At 69.4% G+C, this 20,101-nt stretch carries 17 protein-coding genes and 8 pseudogenes; 10 read left to right on the top strand and 15 right to left on the bottom strand.

Annotated elements, in window-relative coordinates; genetic code table 11:
* Positions 1-37: 37 nt before the first annotated feature.
* From ACWC91_RS16140 to ACWC91_RS16120, 5 genes are read right to left on the bottom strand one after another with little or no spacing between them, the layout of a single operon-like run.
* On the bottom strand, positions 38-517 hold the full coding sequence (locus ACWC91_RS16140; RefSeq protein WP_225076762.1) for a hydrogenase maturation protease: 480 nt from the start codon (positions 515-517) through the stop codon (positions 38-40).
* Positions 514-1,860, bottom strand: a complete 1,347-nt coding sequence (locus ACWC91_RS16135) for a Ni/Fe hydrogenase subunit alpha (RefSeq protein WP_450642172.1) — start codon at positions 1,858-1,860, stop codon at positions 514-516. The genes ACWC91_RS16140 and ACWC91_RS16135 overlap by 4 nt, the downstream gene beginning before the upstream one ends.
* Complete coding sequence (locus tag ACWC91_RS16130) at positions 1,857-2,744, bottom strand: NADH-quinone oxidoreductase subunit B family protein (RefSeq protein ID WP_450642174.1); 888 nt, start codon at positions 2,742-2,744, stop codon at positions 1,857-1,859. Before ACWC91_RS16130 ends, ACWC91_RS16135 begins: the two co-directional genes overlap by 4 nt.
* 1 nt (position 2,745) lies before the next feature.
* A complete protein-coding gene (locus ACWC91_RS16125; protein ID WP_281156430.1) occupies positions 2,746-3,564 on the bottom strand; it encodes an FAD/NAD(P)-binding protein in 819 nt (272 codons plus the stop codon).
* Positions 3,561-4,688 (bottom strand): 4Fe-4S dicluster domain-containing protein, encoded by a 1,128-nt coding sequence (locus ACWC91_RS16120; RefSeq protein ID WP_450642187.1) that lies wholly within the window; start codon positions 4,686-4,688, stop codon positions 3,561-3,563. Before ACWC91_RS16120 ends, ACWC91_RS16125 begins: the two co-directional genes overlap by 4 nt.
* On the opposite strand from ACWC91_RS16120, the pseudogene ACWC91_RS16115 reads away from it, so the two are divergent.
* The 3 pseudogenes from ACWC91_RS16115 to ACWC91_RS16105 all read left to right on the top strand — a co-directional run.
* Positions 4,687-5,256, top strand: a pseudogene (locus ACWC91_RS16115) (hypothetical protein); the annotation flags it as partial. The gene ACWC91_RS16120 and the pseudogene ACWC91_RS16115 overlap by 2 nt on opposite strands.
* Positions 5,257-5,319: 63 nt before the next feature.
* Positions 5,320-5,545 (top strand): annotated as a pseudogene (locus ACWC91_RS16110) (IS1380 family transposase); the annotation flags it as partial.
* A 438-nt stretch (positions 5,546-5,983) separates the two neighbouring features.
* Positions 5,984-6,328: pseudogene (locus ACWC91_RS16105) on the top strand (transposase); the annotation flags it as partial.
* On the opposite strand, the gene ACWC91_RS16100 reads toward ACWC91_RS16105, so the two are convergent.
* Positions 6,281-6,721: a GNAT family N-acetyltransferase gene (locus ACWC91_RS16100; RefSeq protein WP_225076861.1), complete on the bottom strand. Its 441-nt coding sequence runs from the start codon at positions 6,719-6,721 to the stop codon at positions 6,281-6,283. The pseudogene ACWC91_RS16105 and the gene ACWC91_RS16100 overlap by 48 nt on opposite strands.
* 594 nt (positions 6,722-7,315) lie before the next feature.
* Between ACWC91_RS16100 and ACWC91_RS16095 the strand changes: the two genes are divergently transcribed.
* The gene (locus ACWC91_RS16095) at positions 7,316-8,782 is read left to right on the top strand and encodes an ATP-binding SpoIIE family protein phosphatase (protein ID WP_450642175.1); all 1,467 of its coding nucleotides are present in this window, start codon (positions 7,316-7,318) and stop codon (positions 8,780-8,782) included.
* A 181-nt stretch (positions 8,783-8,963) separates the two neighbouring features.
* On the opposite strand, the gene ACWC91_RS16090 is transcribed toward ACWC91_RS16095, so the two are convergent.
* Entirely contained in the window at positions 8,964-9,626 is a 663-nt protein-coding gene (locus ACWC91_RS16090) for a PP2C family protein-serine/threonine phosphatase (protein WP_450642176.1), read from the bottom strand.
* A gap of 69 nt (positions 9,627-9,695) precedes the next feature.
* Here ACWC91_RS16090 and ACWC91_RS16085 point away from each other — a divergent pair.
* Positions 9,696-9,941: pseudogene (locus ACWC91_RS16085) on the top strand (protein kinase family protein); the annotation flags it as partial.
* Between the two features lie 3 nt (positions 9,942-9,944).
* Positions 9,945-10,232 (top strand): annotated as a pseudogene (locus ACWC91_RS16080) (winged helix-turn-helix domain-containing protein); the annotation flags it as partial.
* 59 nt (positions 10,233-10,291) lie between these two features.
* Here the strand turns inward: ACWC91_RS16080 and ACWC91_RS16075 are convergent.
* Positions 10,292-11,008, bottom strand: coding sequence for an ABC transporter permease (locus ACWC91_RS16075; protein WP_450642178.1), 717 nt, complete (start codon positions 11,006-11,008; stop codon positions 10,292-10,294).
* Positions 11,009-11,220: 212 nt separating this feature from the next.
* On the opposite strand from ACWC91_RS16075, the pseudogene ACWC91_RS16070 reads away from it, so the two are divergent.
* The 3 genes and pseudogenes from ACWC91_RS16070 to ACWC91_RS16060 all read left to right on the top strand — a co-directional run.
* Positions 11,221-11,922, top strand: a pseudogene (locus tag ACWC91_RS16070) (mobilization protein); the annotation flags it as partial.
* A gap of 142 nt (positions 11,923-12,064) precedes the next feature.
* The gene (locus ACWC91_RS16065) at positions 12,065-12,511 is read left to right on the top strand and encodes a hypothetical protein (RefSeq protein ID WP_450642189.1); all 447 of its coding nucleotides are present in this window, start codon (positions 12,065-12,067) and stop codon (positions 12,509-12,511) included.
* 453 nt (positions 12,512-12,964) lie between these two features.
* Positions 12,965-13,285: a hypothetical protein gene (locus ACWC91_RS16060; RefSeq protein WP_450642179.1), complete on the top strand. Its 321-nt coding sequence runs from the start codon at positions 12,965-12,967 to the stop codon at positions 13,283-13,285.
* Between the two features lie 99 nt (positions 13,286-13,384).
* On the opposite strand, the gene ACWC91_RS16055 is transcribed toward ACWC91_RS16060, so the two are convergent.
* From ACWC91_RS16055 to ACWC91_RS16025, 7 genes and pseudogenes are all read right to left on the bottom strand, one after another.
* Complete coding sequence (locus tag ACWC91_RS16055) at positions 13,385-13,990, bottom strand: hypothetical protein (protein WP_450642180.1); 606 nt, start codon at positions 13,988-13,990, stop codon at positions 13,385-13,387.
* A gap of 231 nt (positions 13,991-14,221) precedes the next feature.
* A pseudogene (locus tag ACWC91_RS16050) lies at positions 14,222-15,042 on the bottom strand (DUF317 domain-containing protein).
* Between the two features lie 15 nt (positions 15,043-15,057).
* Positions 15,058-15,348, bottom strand: coding sequence for a hypothetical protein (locus ACWC91_RS16045; protein ID WP_450642181.1), 291 nt, complete (start codon positions 15,346-15,348; stop codon positions 15,058-15,060).
* Between the two features lie 108 nt (positions 15,349-15,456).
* Complete coding sequence (locus ACWC91_RS16040; RefSeq protein ID WP_450642182.1) at positions 15,457-15,810, bottom strand: DUF317 domain-containing protein; 354 nt, start codon at positions 15,808-15,810, stop codon at positions 15,457-15,459.
* Positions 15,811-16,079: 269 nt separating this feature from the next.
* Positions 16,080-16,814, bottom strand: coding sequence for a transposase (locus ACWC91_RS16035; protein ID WP_450642191.1), 735 nt, complete (start codon positions 16,812-16,814; stop codon positions 16,080-16,082).
* An 85-nt stretch (positions 16,815-16,899) separates the two neighbouring features.
* Positions 16,900-17,667 (bottom strand): hypothetical protein, encoded by a 768-nt coding sequence (locus ACWC91_RS16030; RefSeq protein WP_450642184.1) that lies wholly within the window; start codon positions 17,665-17,667, stop codon positions 16,900-16,902.
* A 61-nt stretch (positions 17,668-17,728) separates the two neighbouring features.
* Positions 17,729-18,968, bottom strand: a pseudogene (locus tag ACWC91_RS16025) (IS110 family transposase).
* 570 nt (positions 18,969-19,538) lie between these two features.
* Here ACWC91_RS16025 and ACWC91_RS16020 point away from each other — a divergent pair.
* Positions 19,539-19,811, top strand: coding sequence for a YrhB domain-containing protein (locus ACWC91_RS16020; RefSeq protein WP_450642185.1), 273 nt, complete (start codon positions 19,539-19,541; stop codon positions 19,809-19,811).
* The last annotated feature ends 290 nt before the right edge of the window (positions 19,812-20,101 follow it).

Here is a 20,101-nt window from a genome sequence, read left to right as displayed (position 1 = left end):
CGGATACTTCGGCGGGGTCCTCATTGCCACCGGCCCCTCAGGCCCCCCGGTTCTGTTCGTGGGCCTGTCGTACGGAGGCGGCGGCGCGGTCGATCAGCTCGGGGAGCGCTGATCGCACCGCTTCGCTCAGGCCCGTGCCGAGTTCGATGTCGGCGACTTCCACGGCGTGCACCACGAGCGTCGGCGGCAGTTGGCCGAGGGCCTCGGCCAGCGCGAGGCACTCTCCGAGGCCGAGCGCATGCGTGCTCGCCGTACCCGCTGTGCGGCCGGTCGCCTCCGCCGCCGTCAGAGTGCGCAATTTCCCCGGCCGGGCCGACCCGGCTCGGAGGGCTTCCAGCACGACCACCGTGTCCGCGTCGTGCCACAGGTCGAGCATGCGCGCGGGTTCGCCGTCGCTGACGGCCAGGACGGTGCCGTCGGGAACGCGGCCCCGCAACGCCTCCACCGCTGCCGGGCCGACTCCGTCGTCACCGCGCAGCGTGTTGCCCACGCCGATCACCACGACCCGGCCGCTCATGGGCGTTCCACGGTCACGTCGAGGAAGTGGGCGGCGCAGGAGATGCAGGGATCGTGATTGCGAATGGTCCGTTCGCACAGGTGGGTGAGCTCCTCGTCGCCGGCGACGGGCCCGGCCGTGTCGAGGCGCGCCTGGACGGCCCGGCGCACGTCCTCCTCGATGGCGGTCTGGTTCTGGGCGGTGGGCGGGACGATGCGGGCCTCGGTGAGCGTGCCGTCGTCCGTGAGGGCGTAGCGGTGGTACAGCAGGCCGCGGGGCGCCTCGGTGGCCCCGGCGCCGACGCCCTGGCGGGGCGGGACCTCGATGGCCGGCCGGGGAGGTCGTTCGTATCCGTCGATGATCCGCAGGGCCTCCTCGACGGCCTGGACCACCTCGACGGCGCGTACGACGATGCTCCGGAAGGGGTTGTCGCAGATGGCGCCGGTCAGCGGGTCGCCCAGGCCGGCGTCCCGCGCCGCCTCGGCGGCCACGGAGTGCAGCCACCGGCCGTTGATCGCGTAGCGGGCCAGCGGGCCGGTCAGATAGCGGCGGCCGTCCAGAGTGGCGGTCAGAGCGGTGGAATGCGGTACCTGCCCTTCCTGGACGTGCTGTTCGAAGCCGGCCAGGGGGAACTCTCGCAGCACCGGGCCCAGGCCAAGTGCGGCCATGACCGCCGGTGTTCCGGAGTCGATGGCGTACCTGCCGGGGTCACGCAGTGCGAACAGGTCGTGGTCGCACACGGCGTCGGGAAAGTCGAACGCCGCGACCCAGCGGACGGTCTCCAGCGCATCCTCCCGGGCCTGCAGCAGCCGTGCCGCCAGCGGACGGAGTTCGTCCGGTGCCGGCGTGCGGTAGAAGCCGCCGACCCGGACGTTGACGGGATGGATGGGGCGGCCGCCGAGCTGTTCGAGGATCGCGTTGCCGGTCTGCTTGATCCTCAGGCCGCGCTCGACGGCGGCTCGCTGGTCGCGGGCCAGCTGCACGACGTCGGCTCGCCCGAGGAAGTCCGGGGCGTGCAGCAGGTGGATGTGGAGGGTGTGGCTCTCGATCCACTCGCCGCAGTACAGGAGGCGGCGCAGTTCCGCCAAGGGGCCGTCCACCGTGACGCCGCAGGCGTTCTCGATCGCCTGGCAGGCGCTCATCTGGTAGGCGACCGGGCAGATGCCGCAGATGCGGGCGGTGATGTCGGGGGGTTCGGTGTGGCCCCGGCCGGTCAGGAAGGCCTCGAAGAAGCGTGGCGGTTCGTAGATGCGCAGCCGCGTCTCCGTGACGGTGCCCTCCTGGATGCGCAGGTGAAGGGCCGCTTCGCCTTCCACCCTGGCCAGCGCGTCAAGGCGCAGGACGCGGGTTCCGCGATGGTTCATGCGGGCCTTTCCGGGCGGGTTTCGCGGGTTTCTCTCCCGGCGCGAGGGCTGTGCTGCTCCTCGGCCGCGAGGTCGGGTACGGGGGCATATTCCGGCGACGCGGCGTTGAAGGTGCGGAAGACACGCTGGATGTCCTGCTCGCTCATCCCGTCGTGGCGCAGCTGCGCGACCATGGAGCGCAGGTTGGGCCGGCTCGTGGGTCCGAAGCAGCCGTAGCACCCGCGTCCGTAGGCGGGGCAGATGGCTCCGCACCCGGCCTGCGTGACCGGGCCCAGACAGGGGGTGCCGTGGGCCACGGTGACGCAGGTGGTCCCGCGCCTCTTGCACTCGAAGCAGACACTGTGGCTCGGGACCTGGGGCTTGCGTCCGGCCAGGAAGGCGGTGATGACTTCGAGGAGCTGGCGGCGGTCGATGGGGCAGCCGCGCAGTTCGAAGTCGACCGGGACATGGGCCGAGATCGGTGTCGAGGTCTCCAGCGTGGCGATGTACTCCGGATGGGCGTAGACCGCGGCGAGGAACTCGTCGACGTCGGCGAAGTCGCGCAGCGCCTGGATGCCGCCCGCGGTGGCGCAGGCTCCGATGGTCACCAGATACCGGGAGGCACGGCGTATGCGCTGGATCCGCTCGGCGTCCTCGGCGGTGGTGATCGATCCTTCGACCAGGGAGAGGTCGTACGGCCCCCGGCCGTCCAGCCGCGCGCGTTCCCCGCCGGCGCCCTCGACCGGGGTCATCTCCACGAAGTGGTCGATGCGTACGCGTTCGGTGAGGCCGAGGAGTTCGTCCTCGCAGTCGAGCAGGGTCAGTTGACAGCCGTCGCAGGAGGCGAACTTCCACACGGCGAGCGCCGGCCGTGGATCGGTGGCCGGTCCGAGCTCGGTGACCATGTCACAACTCCCTCACGAGGAGCAGGTGTGCCACGCGGTCGTAGCCGACGACCGGCCCGTCGCGGCACAGCAGGAGCGGGCCGAGCTGGCAGTGGCCGCAATGACCGGTGGCGCAGCGCATGTTGCGTTCCAAGGACACCTGAACGCGCTGTGGGGACAGGCCCCGGACCAGGAGGGCGCGTGCGGTGTGCCGCATCATCACCTCGGGCCCGCACACGAACGCGCGGGTCCGTTCGGGGCGCAGGTCGAGGCGGTCGAGGAGCGTGGTGACCACGCCCACCGCACCGTGCCGGCCGGGCCCGGGGCGGTCGACGGTCACCTCCACCCGGGCGCGGCCGCGCCAGCTCTCGATCTCTTCCCGGTAGACCAGATCGGCAGGGGTACGGGCGCCCACCAGGACCGTGAGCCGCCCGTAGACGTCCGGCCGGTCCAGGACCGCGTGTACGACCGGCCGCAGCGGGGCCAGCCCGATGCCGCCGGCGATCACCAGCACATCGTGGCCGGCTGCTGCTTCGAGGTCCCAGCCGTTGCCGTATGGCCCGCTGAGCCCGACGCTTTCCCCCGGGCGCAGCCGGTACAGGGCGGTCGAGACCGCGCCGACCGCACGCACGGTGTGCACGAGCCCCCCATGACGGCCACGCAGGGCACTGGCCGAGACGGGCACCTCGCCGACCCCGAAGGCGTAGATCATCGCGAACTGCCCGGGAGAGAAGGGCGCGAGTGCTCCTGCGGCCGGTATCAACTCGATCGACCGGGTGTCGCCGGTCTCGGCCCGGATGTCGGCGACGCGGTACGGCAGCGGGGGCAGCAGGGTGGTCATCGCTCCTCCGACTCCGACGGCGGTACGCCGGACTGCGTCCAGTCGTGCAGAGCGGCGGCTTCCTCGGTGATGTCGATGCCGACCGGGCACCACACAATGCACCGTCCGCAGCCCACGCAGCCGGACGAGCCGAACTGGTCGTACCAGGTGCCGAGTTTGTGGGTCATCCACTGCCGGTAGCGGCTGCGCGCCGAGGCGCGGACCGGGCCGCCGTTCAGATGGGAGAAGTCCAGGTCGAAGCAGGAGTCCCACAGCCGCCACCGCTCAGCGTGGTCGCCGGTGAGGTCCGTGACGTCCTCGGTGGTGGTGCAGAAGCAGGTGGGGCAGACCATGGTGCAGTTGCCGCAGGTCAGGCACCGCCCGGCGACGTCGTCCCAGCGGGGGGCATCGAGCGTGCCGGCCATCAGCTCCCGCAGGTCGGCTTCGGGCATGCTCCGTCCCATGCGGGTCGCGGCGGCCGCGACGTCTGCGCGCGCCGCTTCCCGGGTTTCCGGGTCGGCCGGACGCGCGGGCAGTTCGGCCAGGATCTCCTCGCCTTCCTGGCTGCCGCCGCGGATCCAGAAGCGGTGCCCGCCCTCGTCGGCCACTTCGGTCATGACCAGGTCGTAGCCGGGACCGGCAGCGGGCCCGGTGCCCATCGAGACGCAGAAGCAGGTGGCGCCGGGCTCCGTGCACTCGACCACGATCAGCAGCGCCCCGGAGCGCCGCCCCTCGTAGACGGGGTCGCGGTACGTCCCACCGGTCAGCACCCGGTCCTGGATGGCGATGGCCCGAAGATCGCAGGGGCGCACCCCCAGGAAGGCGTATCGAGGCGGTGCGGCCTGCTCGGCCGTGACGACCAGCTCGCCCTCGACCCGATCGGCGCTCCACTCCCGCACCCGCGGCGGATGCAGGAACGGCTTCCACGACTGGGGACCCGCCGCGTTCGCGAAGGCAGCGCCGTCCGGCCGCTCCCGCAGCCGATACCGCCCGGCCTCCAACTCCACGCCCCACCCGTACGGCAGCTCGTCGGCCGACCGCAGTTCGGCCAGCACGATCGCACCGTCCCGCACAGTGGGGCCGATCACGGTGAATCCTCGCCGGACCAGCACGTCCAGGAGCGCGGCCATACCGTCCTTGCCCATGACACGCCCGTCGGACGCGAGGGCCGGGGAGACGTTCACTGCGGCGTCGGCATCCACGACCGACCTCCTTCGGCACTGCGGACGGCGCATGAGACCCGCCGCCCTTCGAGGCCTACAACCGCAGCATTCCGGCCACGCCGGCGTGCCGACAGAGCCATGCGGGCAAGCCCATGGGGTCCATTGGGCCATTGGTCCTGTTGACCTCGACCGACGATCACCACCCTCGGGGGTGCGGTGGGAGGACGTACGTGCGGCCCTCCCTACCCCACTCCCCGTACTCGGGTGTCAGACCGGCGTCCATCGCCCGCAGGCAGGGGCGGCCGATGTGCGCGAAGACCAGTCGGCCGATCCGGTTCCGTTCCGCTTCCGCGCCGACATCGCGCACGAGGCCGTGGACCGGCACGCGGCATCGGCCCACGCGAAGGCGGTCGCGCTGCGCTGTGTCGCGCGGGACGACTCCGTGAGCTGCGTGACCTACGGGGACCTGGCGCGTGCCACGGCACGGTTCTCCAACGTGCTCCGTACGCTCGGGACCGGCCTGGGCGACCGGGTGGTGACGCTGCTGGGACGGTGCCCCGAGCTGTACACCGTGGTCCTCGGCACACTGAAGAACACCAGTGTCCTGTGCCCGGGCATGCGGCTGATCGTCCACAGGGAAAGGCCGCGCCCGGAGCCCGTCGACGATCACGGGACGTGGACGGCGCGCCCCACCTGTTTCGCCATGAAACACCACAAGCCGGCCGATTGCCGAGCTGGAGCTCCGCCACCATCTGCGGGCCCGGGCCGATGACCGCCGACACTTACCTGACCATCGATCAGAACCCCGTCCCTCTGCCGCCCGGACCGGCCCGCTTCATCGGTTCTGCGTTGAGTGGGCCATCTGAGTGTCGTACTGGTGTTGGCACAGGTAGTGTGGCGGCAGTTCGCCTTGCTCTGCCGGGCGGATGGTGTGCCGGGAAGTCTGGTCGGCGATGGACCCGTCGTGGTCCGAACCAGCCGCTGCCGTCCCGATGGAGTCTCACGATGTCGCCCCAGGAACCTTCTTCTTCGTCCCCGTCCGAGTCCTGGGATTCAGCGATCTGGCAGGTTCTCGCCAGCTTCGACACGTACGCCCGCATTCGTAACTCACGTAAGGGCATCCTGCCTGCCACCCGTGTCACCCCGCAGGACGCGGATCGCGCCTTCGGTGCTCTTCAGATGTCCATCGAACGGCTCCGGAAGCTCAAACGGCAGTAACGCTTGGCTCCTCTTCGACCAAGTGGTGCGGGTGGGCCTGCGGGTCATCGGCGTCGCGAGACTTGGACGCCGGCTACGACTCGGACAAGACCCGCACCGAACTCGCCGCCCGCAACCTGCGCGGCCGTATCGCGCACAAGGGCGAGAGGGCGCCGATCCAGGCCAGTCAGCGGTGGCATGTTGAGCGCACGCACGCCTGGCAGAACGCCTTCCATCGCCTCGCCCGCTGCTACGAGCGCCGCGTGGCCGTCATCAACGCCTTCTTCGACCTCGCCGACACGGACATCACTGTTCGTAACCTGATCCGTCGAGCCTGGACCGCCCGCCGCTGGGACAGTCGGCCCACGCGCCGCCGCTCAGCACCTCGCCCCTTGTGCCTCCTGCTCGCCGGCGGCAACTTGTGATGACCGCGCGGGCAATGCCTTTTCGTAGCACACCGACAACGGATCCTGTTCGTGCGGCGGGTAGTTCGGGATCCTGCGGTACCCCGCCCGCTCGTACAGGCGCATCGCAGCGGGCTGCCGGACTCCCGTCTCCAAGAGCATCGACCGGCCCCCGAGCCCCAGGGCGAGCTGCTCGGCCTCTGCCAGCAGCATGTCAGCGACCCCCCTTCCCCGGACAGCCGGGGACACGAACATCCGTTTCAGCTCACATATCTCCGGACCAACCGGCTGCACAGCACAACACCCCACCACCTGGTCGTTCGTTCGAGCCAGTAGATACCGGGCTTCCGGAGCCAAGGGAGCCGGCTGGACATCGGGGGGAAGCTCGTACACAGGAATCAGCTCCGCCGTCATCGCATCGACCAATGAGCGCAGACCCGGGTCATCGGCCATACAGGGAGAAACCATGAACACCGCGCCACCTTCACATAGTCCTACGCTCTCCCGCTACAGCCGGATCACAGGCCGCTCACTGAATACGCCGGCGCCAACGTTCGATCACAGTACGTAACGGCATCGCGGGATCCGAACGTGAAGGACAACAAGAATGATGCGTCCTGCAGCCAACCTATTTGCGCGGCCTCCAAGGCCATGAGTGATCGGCTGACGTTTGGGCTTGGGATCGTGCGGTGCAGCGAGTTCTCTCAAGTCATTCGCGACCATGGCCTGAGCGAGGCGTCCGGCGACGGCCAAAGCTTCCGGCCACGCGGTTGACTGGAGATACTCTGCGTCGGTGTCGTTGGGCGCCTCGGCCGCAGCGGCGTTGAGCGCGATACCGACGGCCTTTCTCTCTGGCGACAGGAGCTGGTCGATGCGGCATGCCCACGCTTCTCCGCAAACTCGGGGATGGCATCGAGGGCCTCGGCCCGGTCGAGGTTCCGCGCAGACCTGTATCGACTGGCAGCACCACATGAGCCCTGCTACACCAGAGAGATGGGGAGGTCTGGCGTGCCTCGTGATCCGGTCAAGGGGCTGACCGCGCTCCTTGCTGCAGGAGCAGTCCCGCTCGCCGTCTGCCTGCTCCTGCTGCCCGTCCGAGCGATCCTGTCCGACACCAACGCGGTCCTGATCCTGATGTTGGTCGTCGCGGCGGTGGCAGCTCTCGGCAACCGTGGGGCCGCGGCCCTCACGGCCCTGTCCGCCGCTGTGTGGTACGTCTACTTCTTCACCACTCCGTACGAAAGCTTCACCCGCTTCAACAACTCGGACGACATCGTCACCGCCGGGTTGCTGCTCGTCGTCGGCCTTGCGGTCTCTCATCTGGCTCGCCGCTACAGCCGCGAGCGCTCCATCGCTACTACGCTGCAGCGCGGCCTGCTGCCCCGGGTGCTGCCGGACACCAGCACCGTCCGGGTGGCGTGCCGCTACGTGCCGGCCGAGGCCGAGGTCGGCGGGGACTGGTTCGATGTGATCCCTCTCCCGGGCCACCGCACCGCGCTGGTGGTCGGGGACGTGGTCGGCCACGGCCTGCGCTCCGCGGTCACCATGGGTCGGCTGCGCACCGCGGTCCGTAATTTCTCCACCCTTGACCTGCCGCCCGACGAGCTACTGGCCCGCCTTGACGACGTGGTGAGTCAGATGGATGCGGAGGCGGGCACCTGCGAGGATGGGACCGCTGGGGCTACGTGCCTGTATGCGATCTACGACCCGGTCTCCCGCATCTGCGCGATGGCAAGAGCCGGTCACTTTCCGCCCGCCATCGTCTATCCGGACGGCCGCGCGGAGCTTCTCGACCTGCCCGCAGGCCCTCCGCTTGGCGTGGGCGGCCTGCGCTTTGAGGCCATCGAGCGGCAGCTGCCGGACGACACGCAGGTCGTGCTCTACACCGACGGGCTCATCGAGGACCGACAACGCGACGTCGGGGCCGGCCTGAAGCTGCTGTGCGACACGCTCTCCGGCGCGGGGATCGACCCGGAGGAGACATGCCAGACGGTCCTGGAGGCGGTGCGACCCGCCCGTCCAGTCGATGACGCCGCGCTCCTGATCGCTCGCACCCATGCGTTTCCGCATGACCGTATCGCCGAATGGGACATCCCGGCCCTTCCCGCCGCGGTGCCCGACCTGCGCGCCGAGGTGTTCGCGAAGCTGGCCGACTGGAATCTGGGGGAGACGGCATTCGCTACCGAACTGATCCTCAGCGAGCTGGTCACCAATGCCATCCGCTACGGGGCGCCCCCTCTCCACCTGCGCCTTCTGCGCGACACCAGCCTCGTTGTGGAGGTCAGTGACGGCAGCAGCACCTCCCCGCACCTGCGCTACGCAGCGGCGATGGACGAAGGCGGTCGCGGAATCTTCCTCGTCTCCCAGTTCGCCGAGCGGTGGGGAACCCGCTTCACTCCCACCGGGAAGATCGTGTGGGCCGAGCAGTCAGCCCCATCGGTTCCCGTCGCCCCCGTCCTGGCATCGGCTGCATGACCGGGCCCGACTGCCCGAGCCGACGGCCTACTGCCCTGGCCAGCCTCCGGCTGTGCGGCTGCGCCGCCGTTCTACAGCACGCCAAGCTGTTGTAGCAGGCAGGTGTTTGTTGCTGAAGAGCGCGAAGTGGGTAGTCAACTCCGCCAGCACTGCGCCGGCCTGCAAGAACGGCTCCAGTTCGTCAGTGCACAGGGACGTCACAGTGCAATGCAGCAAATCCTCTGCGGACCGTCGTCACCGTCTCGCGAAGGAGTCGAAGCTCGTGCACCCGCCGGTCCGCTTCGATGGGGAACTGGCTGTGGGTGCGTTGAAGGGCGATCACGGCGGCGTCGTCGGCCAGGTGGCCGCCGACGTGCGCGAGCAGGTCGGCGCGCAGGCTGCGGATCAGTGCCGAGGGGCTCTCGTGCGCCCAGGCTGCGGCGCGTTCCGCCAACGGGTAGAAGACGCCCCGGACGTCACGGGCCTCGATGACGCCGTCGGTGTGCAGCAGCAGCACATCCCTCGGCTCCAGGGTGAAGGTATCGACATGGTAGTCGGGGCGGGAGGCCAGCTCGCCCAGGCCCAGCGGCGGCGCGGGCCGACCGACGGGCAGCGCGGTGGCCTTCCCGTCGCGCAGCAGCAACGGTGGCGGGTGCCCGCACGTGACCATCTGCGCTCGCGGGTCCTTGTCGGGGATGTCGATGACGGCAGCGGTGATGAAGCACTCCCCGGCCGTCTCCGCCTCGGCGGGCTCGGCCAGGTTCCAGCACACGCTGTGCTCCAGGTAGGCCACGAGACCAGGCAGCGTAGCCTCGCGGTGCGCGGCCTCCCGGAAGGCGCCCAGCAACAGGGCGGCGTCGCTCATCGCGGTCAGGCCCTTGCCCCGCACATCGCCGATGATCAGCCGGGTGCCCGTGGGGGCGCGGACGGCCGCATACAGGTCGCCGCCGATCAGTGCCTGCTCCTGCGCCGCGCGCTGCGCAGTGACCGCAGTCTGCGCGAGTTCGTGGACGCCGGCGCACCGCTGGGGTCGGGCATCGGCGGGAAAACGGTCCTGCTGGATGTCGAGGGAACCCGGGTCTTCGTCAAGCAGGTACGGCTGACCGAGTTGGAGCGACGGCCGGAGCATGTTCACTCCACCGCGAATCTGTTCCGACTCCCGACCTTCTGTCACTACGGGGAGCGGGCCCCGGAGCCCCACTCGCTCGCCAGGCTGCTCGGAATCGGACGGGCCACGGTGCTGACGCTGCTCGACACACCCAAGAGCAGGACGCAGCTCGTCGCCCTGACCGGGCAGCGGCTCGGTTCCGTGGGCCGGCATCTCAAGGTGCTGCTCGACGCGGGGCTGGCGCAGCGGCGCCGGGCGGGGCGGTCGGCGCTCTACTACCGGACCGCCGCGACCGACGCGCTCGTCCGGGCGCAACACGGGCGGGGACCGGCGGCGGACGGCCGGAGCACAGAGCCGTCATAACGCTCCGCCCCCGAGCCGGACCTGGTGCGCGGACGGCCGGTCCGCCGCCGGCCGCGCGCTCACTCCACCTCGGTCGGCGTCCCCGCCCCGCTTCGTTGCGCGGCACGGGCCGGCAGGGCCGTCGAGACGAAGGCCAGGAGCACGGCTGTCGCGATGACGGCAAGACACGGCACGAGTGGTGCGTACGGTGTCGCGGCGCCGGTCATGCCCAGGCTGTACGCGGTCAGGGTCGCGCAGGCCACCGCCGCTCCCAGAGCGATCGCGAGCAGGGTGACCGTGAGCGTCTCCCAGCGGAGCATCGTGCGCAGTTGGCGGCCGGTCGTGCCGATCGTGCGCAGGAGAGCGAACTCGCGGCGCCGGGCGGACGTCGACATCACGAGGGTATTGACCACGGCGATCGCGGTGAAGGCGATCACGAGTCCCATCGCGATGTAGTTGACCTGGGCCTGAGCGCCTTCCTTGGTGCGGCGTGCCGCTGCCACGGCGGTGCGGTCCAGGACGTGGACCGTGGGGAAGGGTCGCAGGGCGGCGGTGAGCGCCGACCGGCTCGGCGCCCCGGCCACCAGGACCGACGAGGAGAGCGGCTGGTCGACATGTGCCGCCACCAACCGGTGCGGGAGCAGCAGATCGCCGAAGCCCAGCCCGCGTTCGTAGACGGCGGACACCTTGAGGTCCTTCTTGACTCCGTCGCCGAGTGTGAGGGTGATGTGGTCGCCGACCTGCGCGTGCCAGGTACGGGCCGCCAGGTCGCTGAGCGCCACCGTTCCGTCGCCCATCGCGGCGCCCCAGCGCTGCACTACCGCCGTTCGATCCTGGTGGCCGCGCGGTGGAAGGTACGTGCTCGGGACCTGCCCGACCGCACCGCGACGCTGGATCAGTGGGCCGAGCAACTGCACGCCTGGTCTCGTGTGCCAGCGAGGCTTCCTGGAAGAAGCCCACGCGGCTGGGGGCGTCGTCGTTGTCGGCACGGGCGAGGGCCCGTTCGGCGCGATTGGAACTGCGAGAAGCTGCATGGGCGTTCGAGCGCGCCTCCCGGTCCCATGTCCGTGCCGAGCGGGGACACGACCGGGCCCTGCGGCAGGCCGCCCACGACCTCGTCTACGGCGGCCCGGCCCTCGGCCGCGGCGAAGACGGAGCAACCACGGCCATGGCGATCGACATGCTCTTCTTCCTCATCACCGCCGCCGCCCGCTGGCACGCCAAGAAGAACCACGCCCAGCAGGCTGCCGCAGCGCACCGGGCCGCCGAGCACCTGCGCTCCGCCTACCAGGCCGCAGCAGCAGCGCCGCTTGGCGCCCTGTACCAGCGGGGACGGCACCTCAACCGCACGCTGCGACAGCGGCAGACGGCCATGCTGCGTGAAGCAGTGCCGGAGCTGGCCGAGTAGATCCTCGCCGAGCCAGGCTGGTACGCACTCGCTGCCACTCTCGCCGACGCAGAAGCCGCCGGCCACGACCCTGCGGCTCTGCTCACCGAAGCGGCGGGGCAATGCGAACTCGACACGGCCGCGTCGATCAGCGACGTCCTCGTGTGGCGCCTGCGCCGGGCCGCGGACCTGCCCGCTGACACGACCGGCAGAGCGCACGACGAAAGCGCGGCAGAACGTTTCACGCACCAGCCCAGGCAGCGTGGTTCCCGTCTGGTGTCACGCTCCCACTCAGAAGACGCGCCGACCAGGGATCGGCGATAGGCCGGATCACGGCCTTGCGGCATCGCGACGCACCAGGCCGACTGCTGCCTGGTCACGACTGTGGACTTTGTGAATTGAAGCAGGTCCGGGGGTTAAGAAATGATCATGACGCGTGCAGAACGAGACGAGGGAGGACGTCAGGGTGTTTCACCGGATACGCCGCCGGCGAGCGGCGGAGACCAGCGAGCTGCAGCACCGCAGCTACGAGGCATACCAGCGGATGGCCGGCCAGGTTCCACCGGAGGTCGAACGGCTGCGGGCCGCGCAGCAGCCCGCTGAACCAGCACCAGCGGTGGACGACTTCCTTCCTCCTGAGCTGCGGGTGCCGAGCCACGACCAGCTCGCCGGCCGGATGATGCCCTGGACGCAGCCGGTCGTCCTCGACGGCGAGGTCGTTGCCTGCGCCGAGTGCGGCGTGTACCGGGACTGGCTCATCCTCTCCACCCGCGACCAGATCTGGCTGCGCTGCCGCCAGGGGCACCAGCAGCGGGAGACCCGCCTCGACACCGCCTGGTACAACCGGAACGCCGGCCCCGCGGACGCGCACCACGAGACGTTCGAGGACTGCCTGCGGCACCTCGGCCACTGACCGCCATCCCTACGACCCCACGGGCCCACGGGCCCGCGCTGCCCAACCGTTGCCCAGTAGCAAAGGGGTCAGCTCCGCCATGCACGTTCGCGTCGCCACCACCGCCCTCGGCCTCACCGCCGTCACCGTCCTCGCCTGCCCGCCTGCTCCACCAACACCAGCGAGGCGAAGCCCGTCCACTCATCCCCCGCCCACACCGGGCAGCCGGCCGACGCCGCCCAGAACGACACTCCACTGTCCTCGGAGGTACTGGAGACCCGCCTGCTCGATGAGCACAACCTCGGCAGCGGCTACACCCGCGCGCCCGAGCGGCCCTCTCAGCACGACGATGTCACAGTCCTCGGCTGCCCCGCTCTCAACGCCCTGGGCGGCGACGCAGTCACCGGAGGATCGTTGGACTTCCCCCGGCAGGCGAAGGCCACCTTCACTTACGCTGGCAGCAGCAACTCGGAGGTGACCGAGGCGCTGTACAGCGATACGTCAAGCAAGCTGTCCACCGGCATGGGGCAGATCTTCGATGCCATGACCGGCTGCCCGGAGTACCAGGTCCTCGTCGGCGGCTCCGTCATCGGCATAGCCACGCAGAAGATGGCCCCGCCCCGGCTCGGTGATGAGCAGTGGAGCCAGCTGTTGACCTTCTCCGGCAGCGGCCCGGACACGGTGGTGAAGCAGACCGCGGTCCGCGACGGCAGCGTGCTTCTGATCGTCTCTGGGTCGCCCGCCCTCGTCGACCGGCACCTCGACAAGGCCCTCGCGAAGGCCACACGGCGCTGACATCCACGCACCCCGGGACGCCCCCGACCAGAGTGACGGTCGGGGGCGTCGTCGTACCGTGGCCATGGGGCCCGCCTGCCGGGCTGGCGTCCGGGCCGGTCAGCCTCGCAGCGAGCCGCGCTGGACTTCGTAGGCCCAGCCCCGTGGGACAGGGCTTCCCTCATCAAGGCACAGGGCCTCGTATGCGCCGCACACGAGTCGGAACGCAGCATCCTCGGCCGCTACAAGATCAACCCTGTACGGCCCGGCTGCATACACCGGCCGGCGTTCGCCGCCGTCCCGTTCCCATTCCAGCCGGTGGTTGAACGCCGCGGAAAGGTCGTCGTCCGGCTTCCGGTCTTTGGCCTTCCGCACGTGCGGCTGCTGCAGGTTGCCGATCCCCATGGCGTACTCGTCGAAGTACTCGATCACGTCCCGTGCCTTCTTGCCGCCCGGCACTGCACGGTCGAAATCGGTAAGCGCCTCGCTCAACAGGTGCTGCGCTGCCTCGGTCTTCAGATGCTTGCGGGTCATCTCGACGCCGCGCGGAACCTGGCGCAGGGCCATCACCGTGTACGGGGCGTCAATGATCGCGCGGTCGGGGTCTCCCTCGTTGAGCAGCCGATGAATTTCGAGGGACACCTTTCGGTGAGCCATCCAGGCGGACGAATGACCGATATTGGCGCCGTGCTCAGTCGGCCGCCATGTGCTCGTGGCCTCGCTCATTCCCCGAACCCCCCTGTAAGCGTGGGTAGAACAGGTCAGATTACGGTGCCGGCCGTTCGGGATGAATTGGTTTTCCTGATGCCCCGTGAGGACCTCGAAAACGTCCCACGTGCTGATATGCGCGATGCCCGACCGCCCCCGTAGGGGTGACCGGGCTTCGTGGTGTCGGACGGGCGGAAGGCAGCCGGGCCCTGGTGACGGATCTCGGGTCTGGGCCGAAGGCTGCGGCCGTCAGTCGGCTGGGGCGCGCAGGAGCCGATCCCTGGTGCTCTCGGGAAGCACTCGTCGCAGGACCGGTGCGGTGGAGCTGAGGGAGGCGGCAAACGCGGCGACGAGGTCGTGCGGCACGCTGGCGGCGAACGACGCGGCCCACAAGCAGGGGGCGCCCATTGACGGCTCAGCCCATGCTGCCACCCAGCCGGGCCCGCCTCGCCGCCCTCGGTCACCAGGGCGCGCGGGTCGGCGTCCTGGATCAGGGGCGGCACCTCACCGAGGCTGAGGTGAGAGGTGAAGGTCGGGTCCACCGCTCCCGCGTGCGGCTGGTCGATGTCGCGGAGCCAGCCGTGCGCGGCGGCGGCGTCGAGGACCTGCTCGGGACCGGCGAGCGGCGCGGCGGGCTGATCGCGGGCGTCGAGCGCGACGAGGAAGTCGACGAGAACTTCTCCGGGGACGTCGGGGGTGAAGTAGGCGGACCACTGCGCGACCGGCGTGGTGACGTCCTCGCGGGCGGAGACTTGCCAGGCGATCGGCAGCTCGCCCAGGTGAAACGGCTCGTCCGGCAGCACCCACTGCGCGCAACGGAGTGTGTCGGGGCTGATGTGCAGGACGGTGCTGCGCAGGACCTGGCGGTCCTCCGGCGCCTCGTCCGGCTCCTGTCGTCCTCGGATGATCGTCAGGCTCGTCCAGCCGAGGCCGGCGAGCGTGTCGGCGACGGCGTCGTAGAGCCGTCCGTCGTCACCGGCCAAGTGCCGTGGGCCGACCCAGTACGCGGTCTGGGCGCTGGCCGGGGTGGACGGGTCGAGCGGGAAGTTGGGGTTCAGGGGCGCCTCCAAGGGGCTGGGGGGAATCTACTTGCCGTCAGCGGTGCGGCGGGGACGGCGCGGGGGCGCCTGCACGGGCGCCTGCCAGGCCAGGGCGACGGCAACCTCGGGCGGTAGATAGCCGAGCTGGGTGTCCGCATCCCGTCCTTCGGCGAGGTAGACGACGGGCCGTCCGGTCTCGTCCGTGGCCTGGATGACCTGTTCGAGGCGGTGCGCCATGGGGAAGAACGGATTCATCGCCTGCCGCACTGGGCTGCCGCGGTCGAAGGCGGACAAGAGGTCGATGAGATCGCCGACCGTCATCTCAGGGTGTGCCACGGACAGACTCCTTACGTGGGGGAAACGGCAGGTGGGGTGGCGGCCGGCGGACCGCCCGCGGCGGGAGCGCCCCCGTCGGTTGGGGGCATCCGGCCTGAGTCCTTGGTGCTAGACGCGCCGGGCGGTCACCAGCACGCAAGCGACGGCGGCGGCGACGATCTCGGCCGGTGTCTCAGTGTCGAAGGACACCTGGTAGCCGCGCACCTTGGCCGTGCCGGTGACAGCGATCTTCCAGCCCTCGCCGTCGGTGCCTGGGCGACCGAGCGGGAACCAGCCGAGATAGAAGCGCCCATCCTTGCTGTTGACGTGTACGTCCGCCCGGTCATCCACGACGACATTGAAGTCGTCCACAGAGAACTGGTCCATGACGAGCGTGGGCTGGCCCGGGCCAAGTTGCCACTCGCGCAGACGCAGCGCCTCGACGGTGGTGGAGAATCCAGGGCTCGCGGGAGCCACGGTCACGAGACATCACCTCTCTGACCTGACCTGGTGTTTTCCGGGAAGGCCGTCTACGTTGACATGGCCCTGACGTATCGGCCAGTCTTTCGCTGATCTTCCCTGTCTGCCCCCGGCGAACTGCCACGCCTACTCACTTGTGGGATCTCAGACGGCGTGGCCAAATCTCGCGGCCGTTGGCCAACCCGTGGCCGACTGGCCACGGATCTGAGACTCCCTAAGCGCTGTCCCGTAAATGATCTACGGCATGCTGGTTGACCAGCGTTGTTTCCCGGTCATCCGGCGAGGGTGAGGTTGTGCAGGCGGGCGATGCCGAGCATGGCATGGTGGACGCCGTCGCCTTTGAGGCGGCAGTCGCGGAGGATCTTCCAGGTCTTCATGCGGGCGAAGGCGTGCTCGACGCGGGCGCGGACTTTGCGGTGCGAACGGTTGTGCTCTTCTTTCCGGTCCGGGAGTTCGGCTTGGCCGCGTTCGCGGCGGTGCGGGATGACCAGGCCGGTGCCGCGGTAGCCGCCGTCCGCGATGACCGTCGTCTTGCCGACGGCGGTCTTGGCGCCGGACAGCTCCCATGCCTTGCAGTCGTTGCGGTTGCCGGGCAGGGGCCGGCCGACGGCGACGACGAGCCGGGTGCCGGCGTCGATGACGACCTGGTGGTTGGTGGAGTACCGGTAGTTCTTCGACTGCTCGGCGATGGTGTGGTCGCGGGTGGGGACCAGGGTGCCGTCCACGATCAGCACGGTGTCCTTGCGGAACCGCTTGCGCTGCTGGAGCGCGAGCGAGGGTGCGAGGTGGTTGATGATGCGGTCCGCGGCCGACTTCGACACCCCGAACAGCGGCGCCAGCTGCCGCAGGGTGAGGTTGGTCCGCCAGTACGCGGCGACCAGCAGGACCCGGTCCTCCAGCGGCAGGCTCCAGGGCCGGCCCTTGCGGACCGGGTCGGCGCCCTCCCGCCGCAGCGCGTTGATCAGCTTGCCGAACTGACGCGGGCTCAGCCCGGTGAACGGGGCTATCCAGACACCTCACGGCGCCAAGCCGTCAAGTCAGGACAGCGGGCACGAGCTCACTGTTCGATTTCGAGGGCCCTGCCGGTGATCATCAGAAAGCGTCCTTGGTGTGGCCTCGGGCGAAGTCCCATGGGGCGGGTACATTGGCGGCCGCGTACTCGTCTGCGATGCCGAAGACGCTCCCGCATCCTGGGCATTCCGCCTGGCCGAACAGGTGCGTCAGGCCCCAGGCGAGCCGTTGCTGGCCATCCCGTACGGCCGACTCGTGCAACATCCTCCCGGCGCCGGTCAGCTCGTGCGGGACGGCCGGCCGGAGCGGGACCTGGTGGACATCCCCCAGATTCCAGTCCCGGATCGAGGAGTAGCAACCGTAGTCGCCGACGGCGATCGTCACCGGTGCGTCGCAGTGCGGACAGGCGACAGTGACGAAGGAATCAGCAAAGTCGTCCAGGGCCTCGAACCACAAGATCTGACCGTCGAACGCGAGCATGGCCCGCAGCCGGCTCAGGTAGATCTTTCCGTCCAGGCCAGACCGCAGCCGGGCGGCTGCCATGGCGCGAAGGTCGGCCAAGGTCGCGGCACAGCGGGCGACTCCCTCGTCGGCGCCGTGATGTTGAAGGAGGCCACTCGCTATGGCTCCTGCCAGATCGAGCGCCCAGTCCCCGGCGTCCTCGGTCTTCGCGATGTCCGCCAGCTGCGGCAGTGCGGCGATGCTCGCCGGGGTGATCGTCCCCTGGTGGCACAAACGCCCCCAAAGCCCGTCGATGGCCTCCTGGTCACGACCGATGGCTCGGTCCAGCAGCCCGGGTATCGCGTGTGCCGGACCGTAGGCGTCGTGGAGTGTGGACCAGTCGATCATCCGGTGATTCAAGCACGCTGCGGAGCGATCTCCAGGGGCGGTGAGTCGTGAGCGGGATCACTTACGCCACCGCCAACGCTGGGGCCTGCGGCGCCGGGAACGCGGTGTGCTCATCGAACAGGCGGCGGTTCTTGAGGCAGTGGTGGAGCTGGCCTAGCATCCGGTTGAACAGATTGCGCTGGCCAGCGGCGTGCCAGTCTCCGTGGTCGTCACGTCGCCGCCGGTAGTGGGCTTTGGCACCGGGCGAGGCGGTGATCGCTGAGAACGCCCAGAGGTAGCCGGCGTGGTTGAGCCGGTTGTTCTTCACCCATCGTCTGGTGATGCTGGATTTCTTGCCGGAGGCCCGGGTGACGGGTGAGGCGCCCGCGTAGGCCTTCAAGCCGCGGGCGTCCGCGAAGCGGGCGCGGTCGTCTCCGATTTCGGCCAGCACCCGGGCGGCAAGCTGGATACCGAGGCCGGGGAAGCTGAGGATAATTTCGGAGTCCGGGTGCTGCGGGAACGCCTCGTCGACGGCCTGGGCGAGGTCGGCGGCGGCGGTGCAGGCGGCCGTGAGCTGTCCGAGTAGGGCGAGCGTCTGCTTGCCGAGCGCATCCTCGACAAGCTCGGGCTGACGGGCCCAGTCGGTGCGGAATGCCTCGCGCAGCCGCCCGACGTCCGCCTCGATGCCGCGCTTGCGGCCCGCACGCTTGAGAGCCGCCGTGATCTGGATGCGAGTCAGGCTCGCGGCCTTGGCCGGTGTCGGCGCGAGCTTCATCAGCTCGCGGGCCTCCGGTCGGCACAAGCCGTTGTCCCACTTGGCGAAGGCCTCCAGAGCGGCGGGGGAGTACTCGCGCAGCAGCGAGCGAAGCTGGTTGGCGACCTGCTGCCTGTTCCAGACCGCGTCCTGCTGAGCGCGGGCCAGTACGGCGATGGCGCGGGCCAGGTCGCTGTCGTTCGGCAGCGGCCGGTGGGCATGCATATCCGTACGCAGGATGTTCGCCAGGACCAGGGCGTCGCCGGGGTCGGACTTCTTGCGGGATACCGCGTGCCGGTCGCGGTAGCGGGCGGCAGCCATCGGGTTGATCGCGAACACCTTCCGCTTGCCTGCCCGCAGCACCGCGACCAGCAGACCGCGGGAGGTCTCGATCGCAACCGGGATCGAGGTCTCCTCCGTTGTCGCCGTACTCGGCGAGCAGGTCCATCAGGCTCCTGTAGCCTGCCGCGTCGTCGGTGATGTGTCGCTTCGCAAGTAGCTGGCCGGTGTCGTCGACCAAGGCAACGTCGTGTGTCCTCTCGGCCCAGTCGATGCCGCAGTAGATCAACTCTTTCCTCCCCAGAGGTGCGGTGTTTGCGCTGGTTGCGAGCGCATGCGGGCCACGCAGCGACCTAATTCCAGGACTCGACCATCCGGTCGGTCCGCCACCTCACTAGCCGTTCGTGGCACCAGCGCACCCCACGGGCCCCGGTCTCCTCGGGAGCTCTGACGGCTCTGGAGTATCAGGAGGTCACCGTGCGGCGGGCTCGCACCACCAACACCAACGAGTGATCAAGCGGCCAGTGTTGACGGTGGCGACCTCGAAGACACCGAGCGCCGCCGCTCTGGATAAAGGGATCGAGTGCCCAGACGGCTCCAGGCGTACGTTCGGTGCCCGCGAGACTGCCACCACCTGCACTGTGGAAGGCTGGGATGAGCGAAGGGCATCGGTCCCCGGCGCTCGAAGGGACTGGTGGCTACCCCCGGTTCCCACGGCCCGTTACCAAGGAATTAGGACGGCTCCGACGCCGTGATCACACCAGCCACAGCAAGATGATCACATGGGTGCCTGCGAGGTGCCGAACAGCAGCAGTCGGCCGTAAGGTCGCTCCGGATCAGTGACACCGATGGGATACACGTGCTGCAGCGAGCGGAAGCCCTGCGCCTCGCGGTTTCGTTCCTGGAACGCAGCCAACGCGATGACGAACCACCCCTTGCCGTCGATGCAGAACGCGTCCGAGAGAGCAACGGCCTCCTGATCGCTCCCTACAACTCCGTGCAGTACCTCACCTCGCGCGATGTGAGGGACCAACTGCTGGACTGCTGGCCCATCCTTGTCGACCTCAGCAGCGGAGACGTACGGTTCGGCACCCTCGACGAACGGCATCTCTGGAAGAGCCCAGGCACCTGACACGCCCAACCGCACGCACATACGGGACAGCCCTTAGCTGTCCCGTCTCATCGGAGCTGGCAGGTTCTCAAGGAACCGGGTCGGATTCTCAAAGGGAATGTCACTGAGGGCTCGATTCTCACGGCGCCTGTCAGTTCCGTCACTCGGGAGAGTTACTGAGGTTTTCGGGTTGTCGTCGGGTGGTGACGGTTCATGTGAACCGTTCCGGGTTTGATCGAGACTCTAGGGTGTGACTGTGACCTGGGGTTTCGTGGTTTCGAGGTAGTAGTTGGTCTCGTATTCGGCGGGTG

Source organism: Streptomyces sp. NPDC001204 (assembly GCF_053598035.1).
The sequence above is the reverse complement of the archived record's forward strand: the minus strand, read 5'-3'. Positions and strand labels throughout refer to the sequence as shown.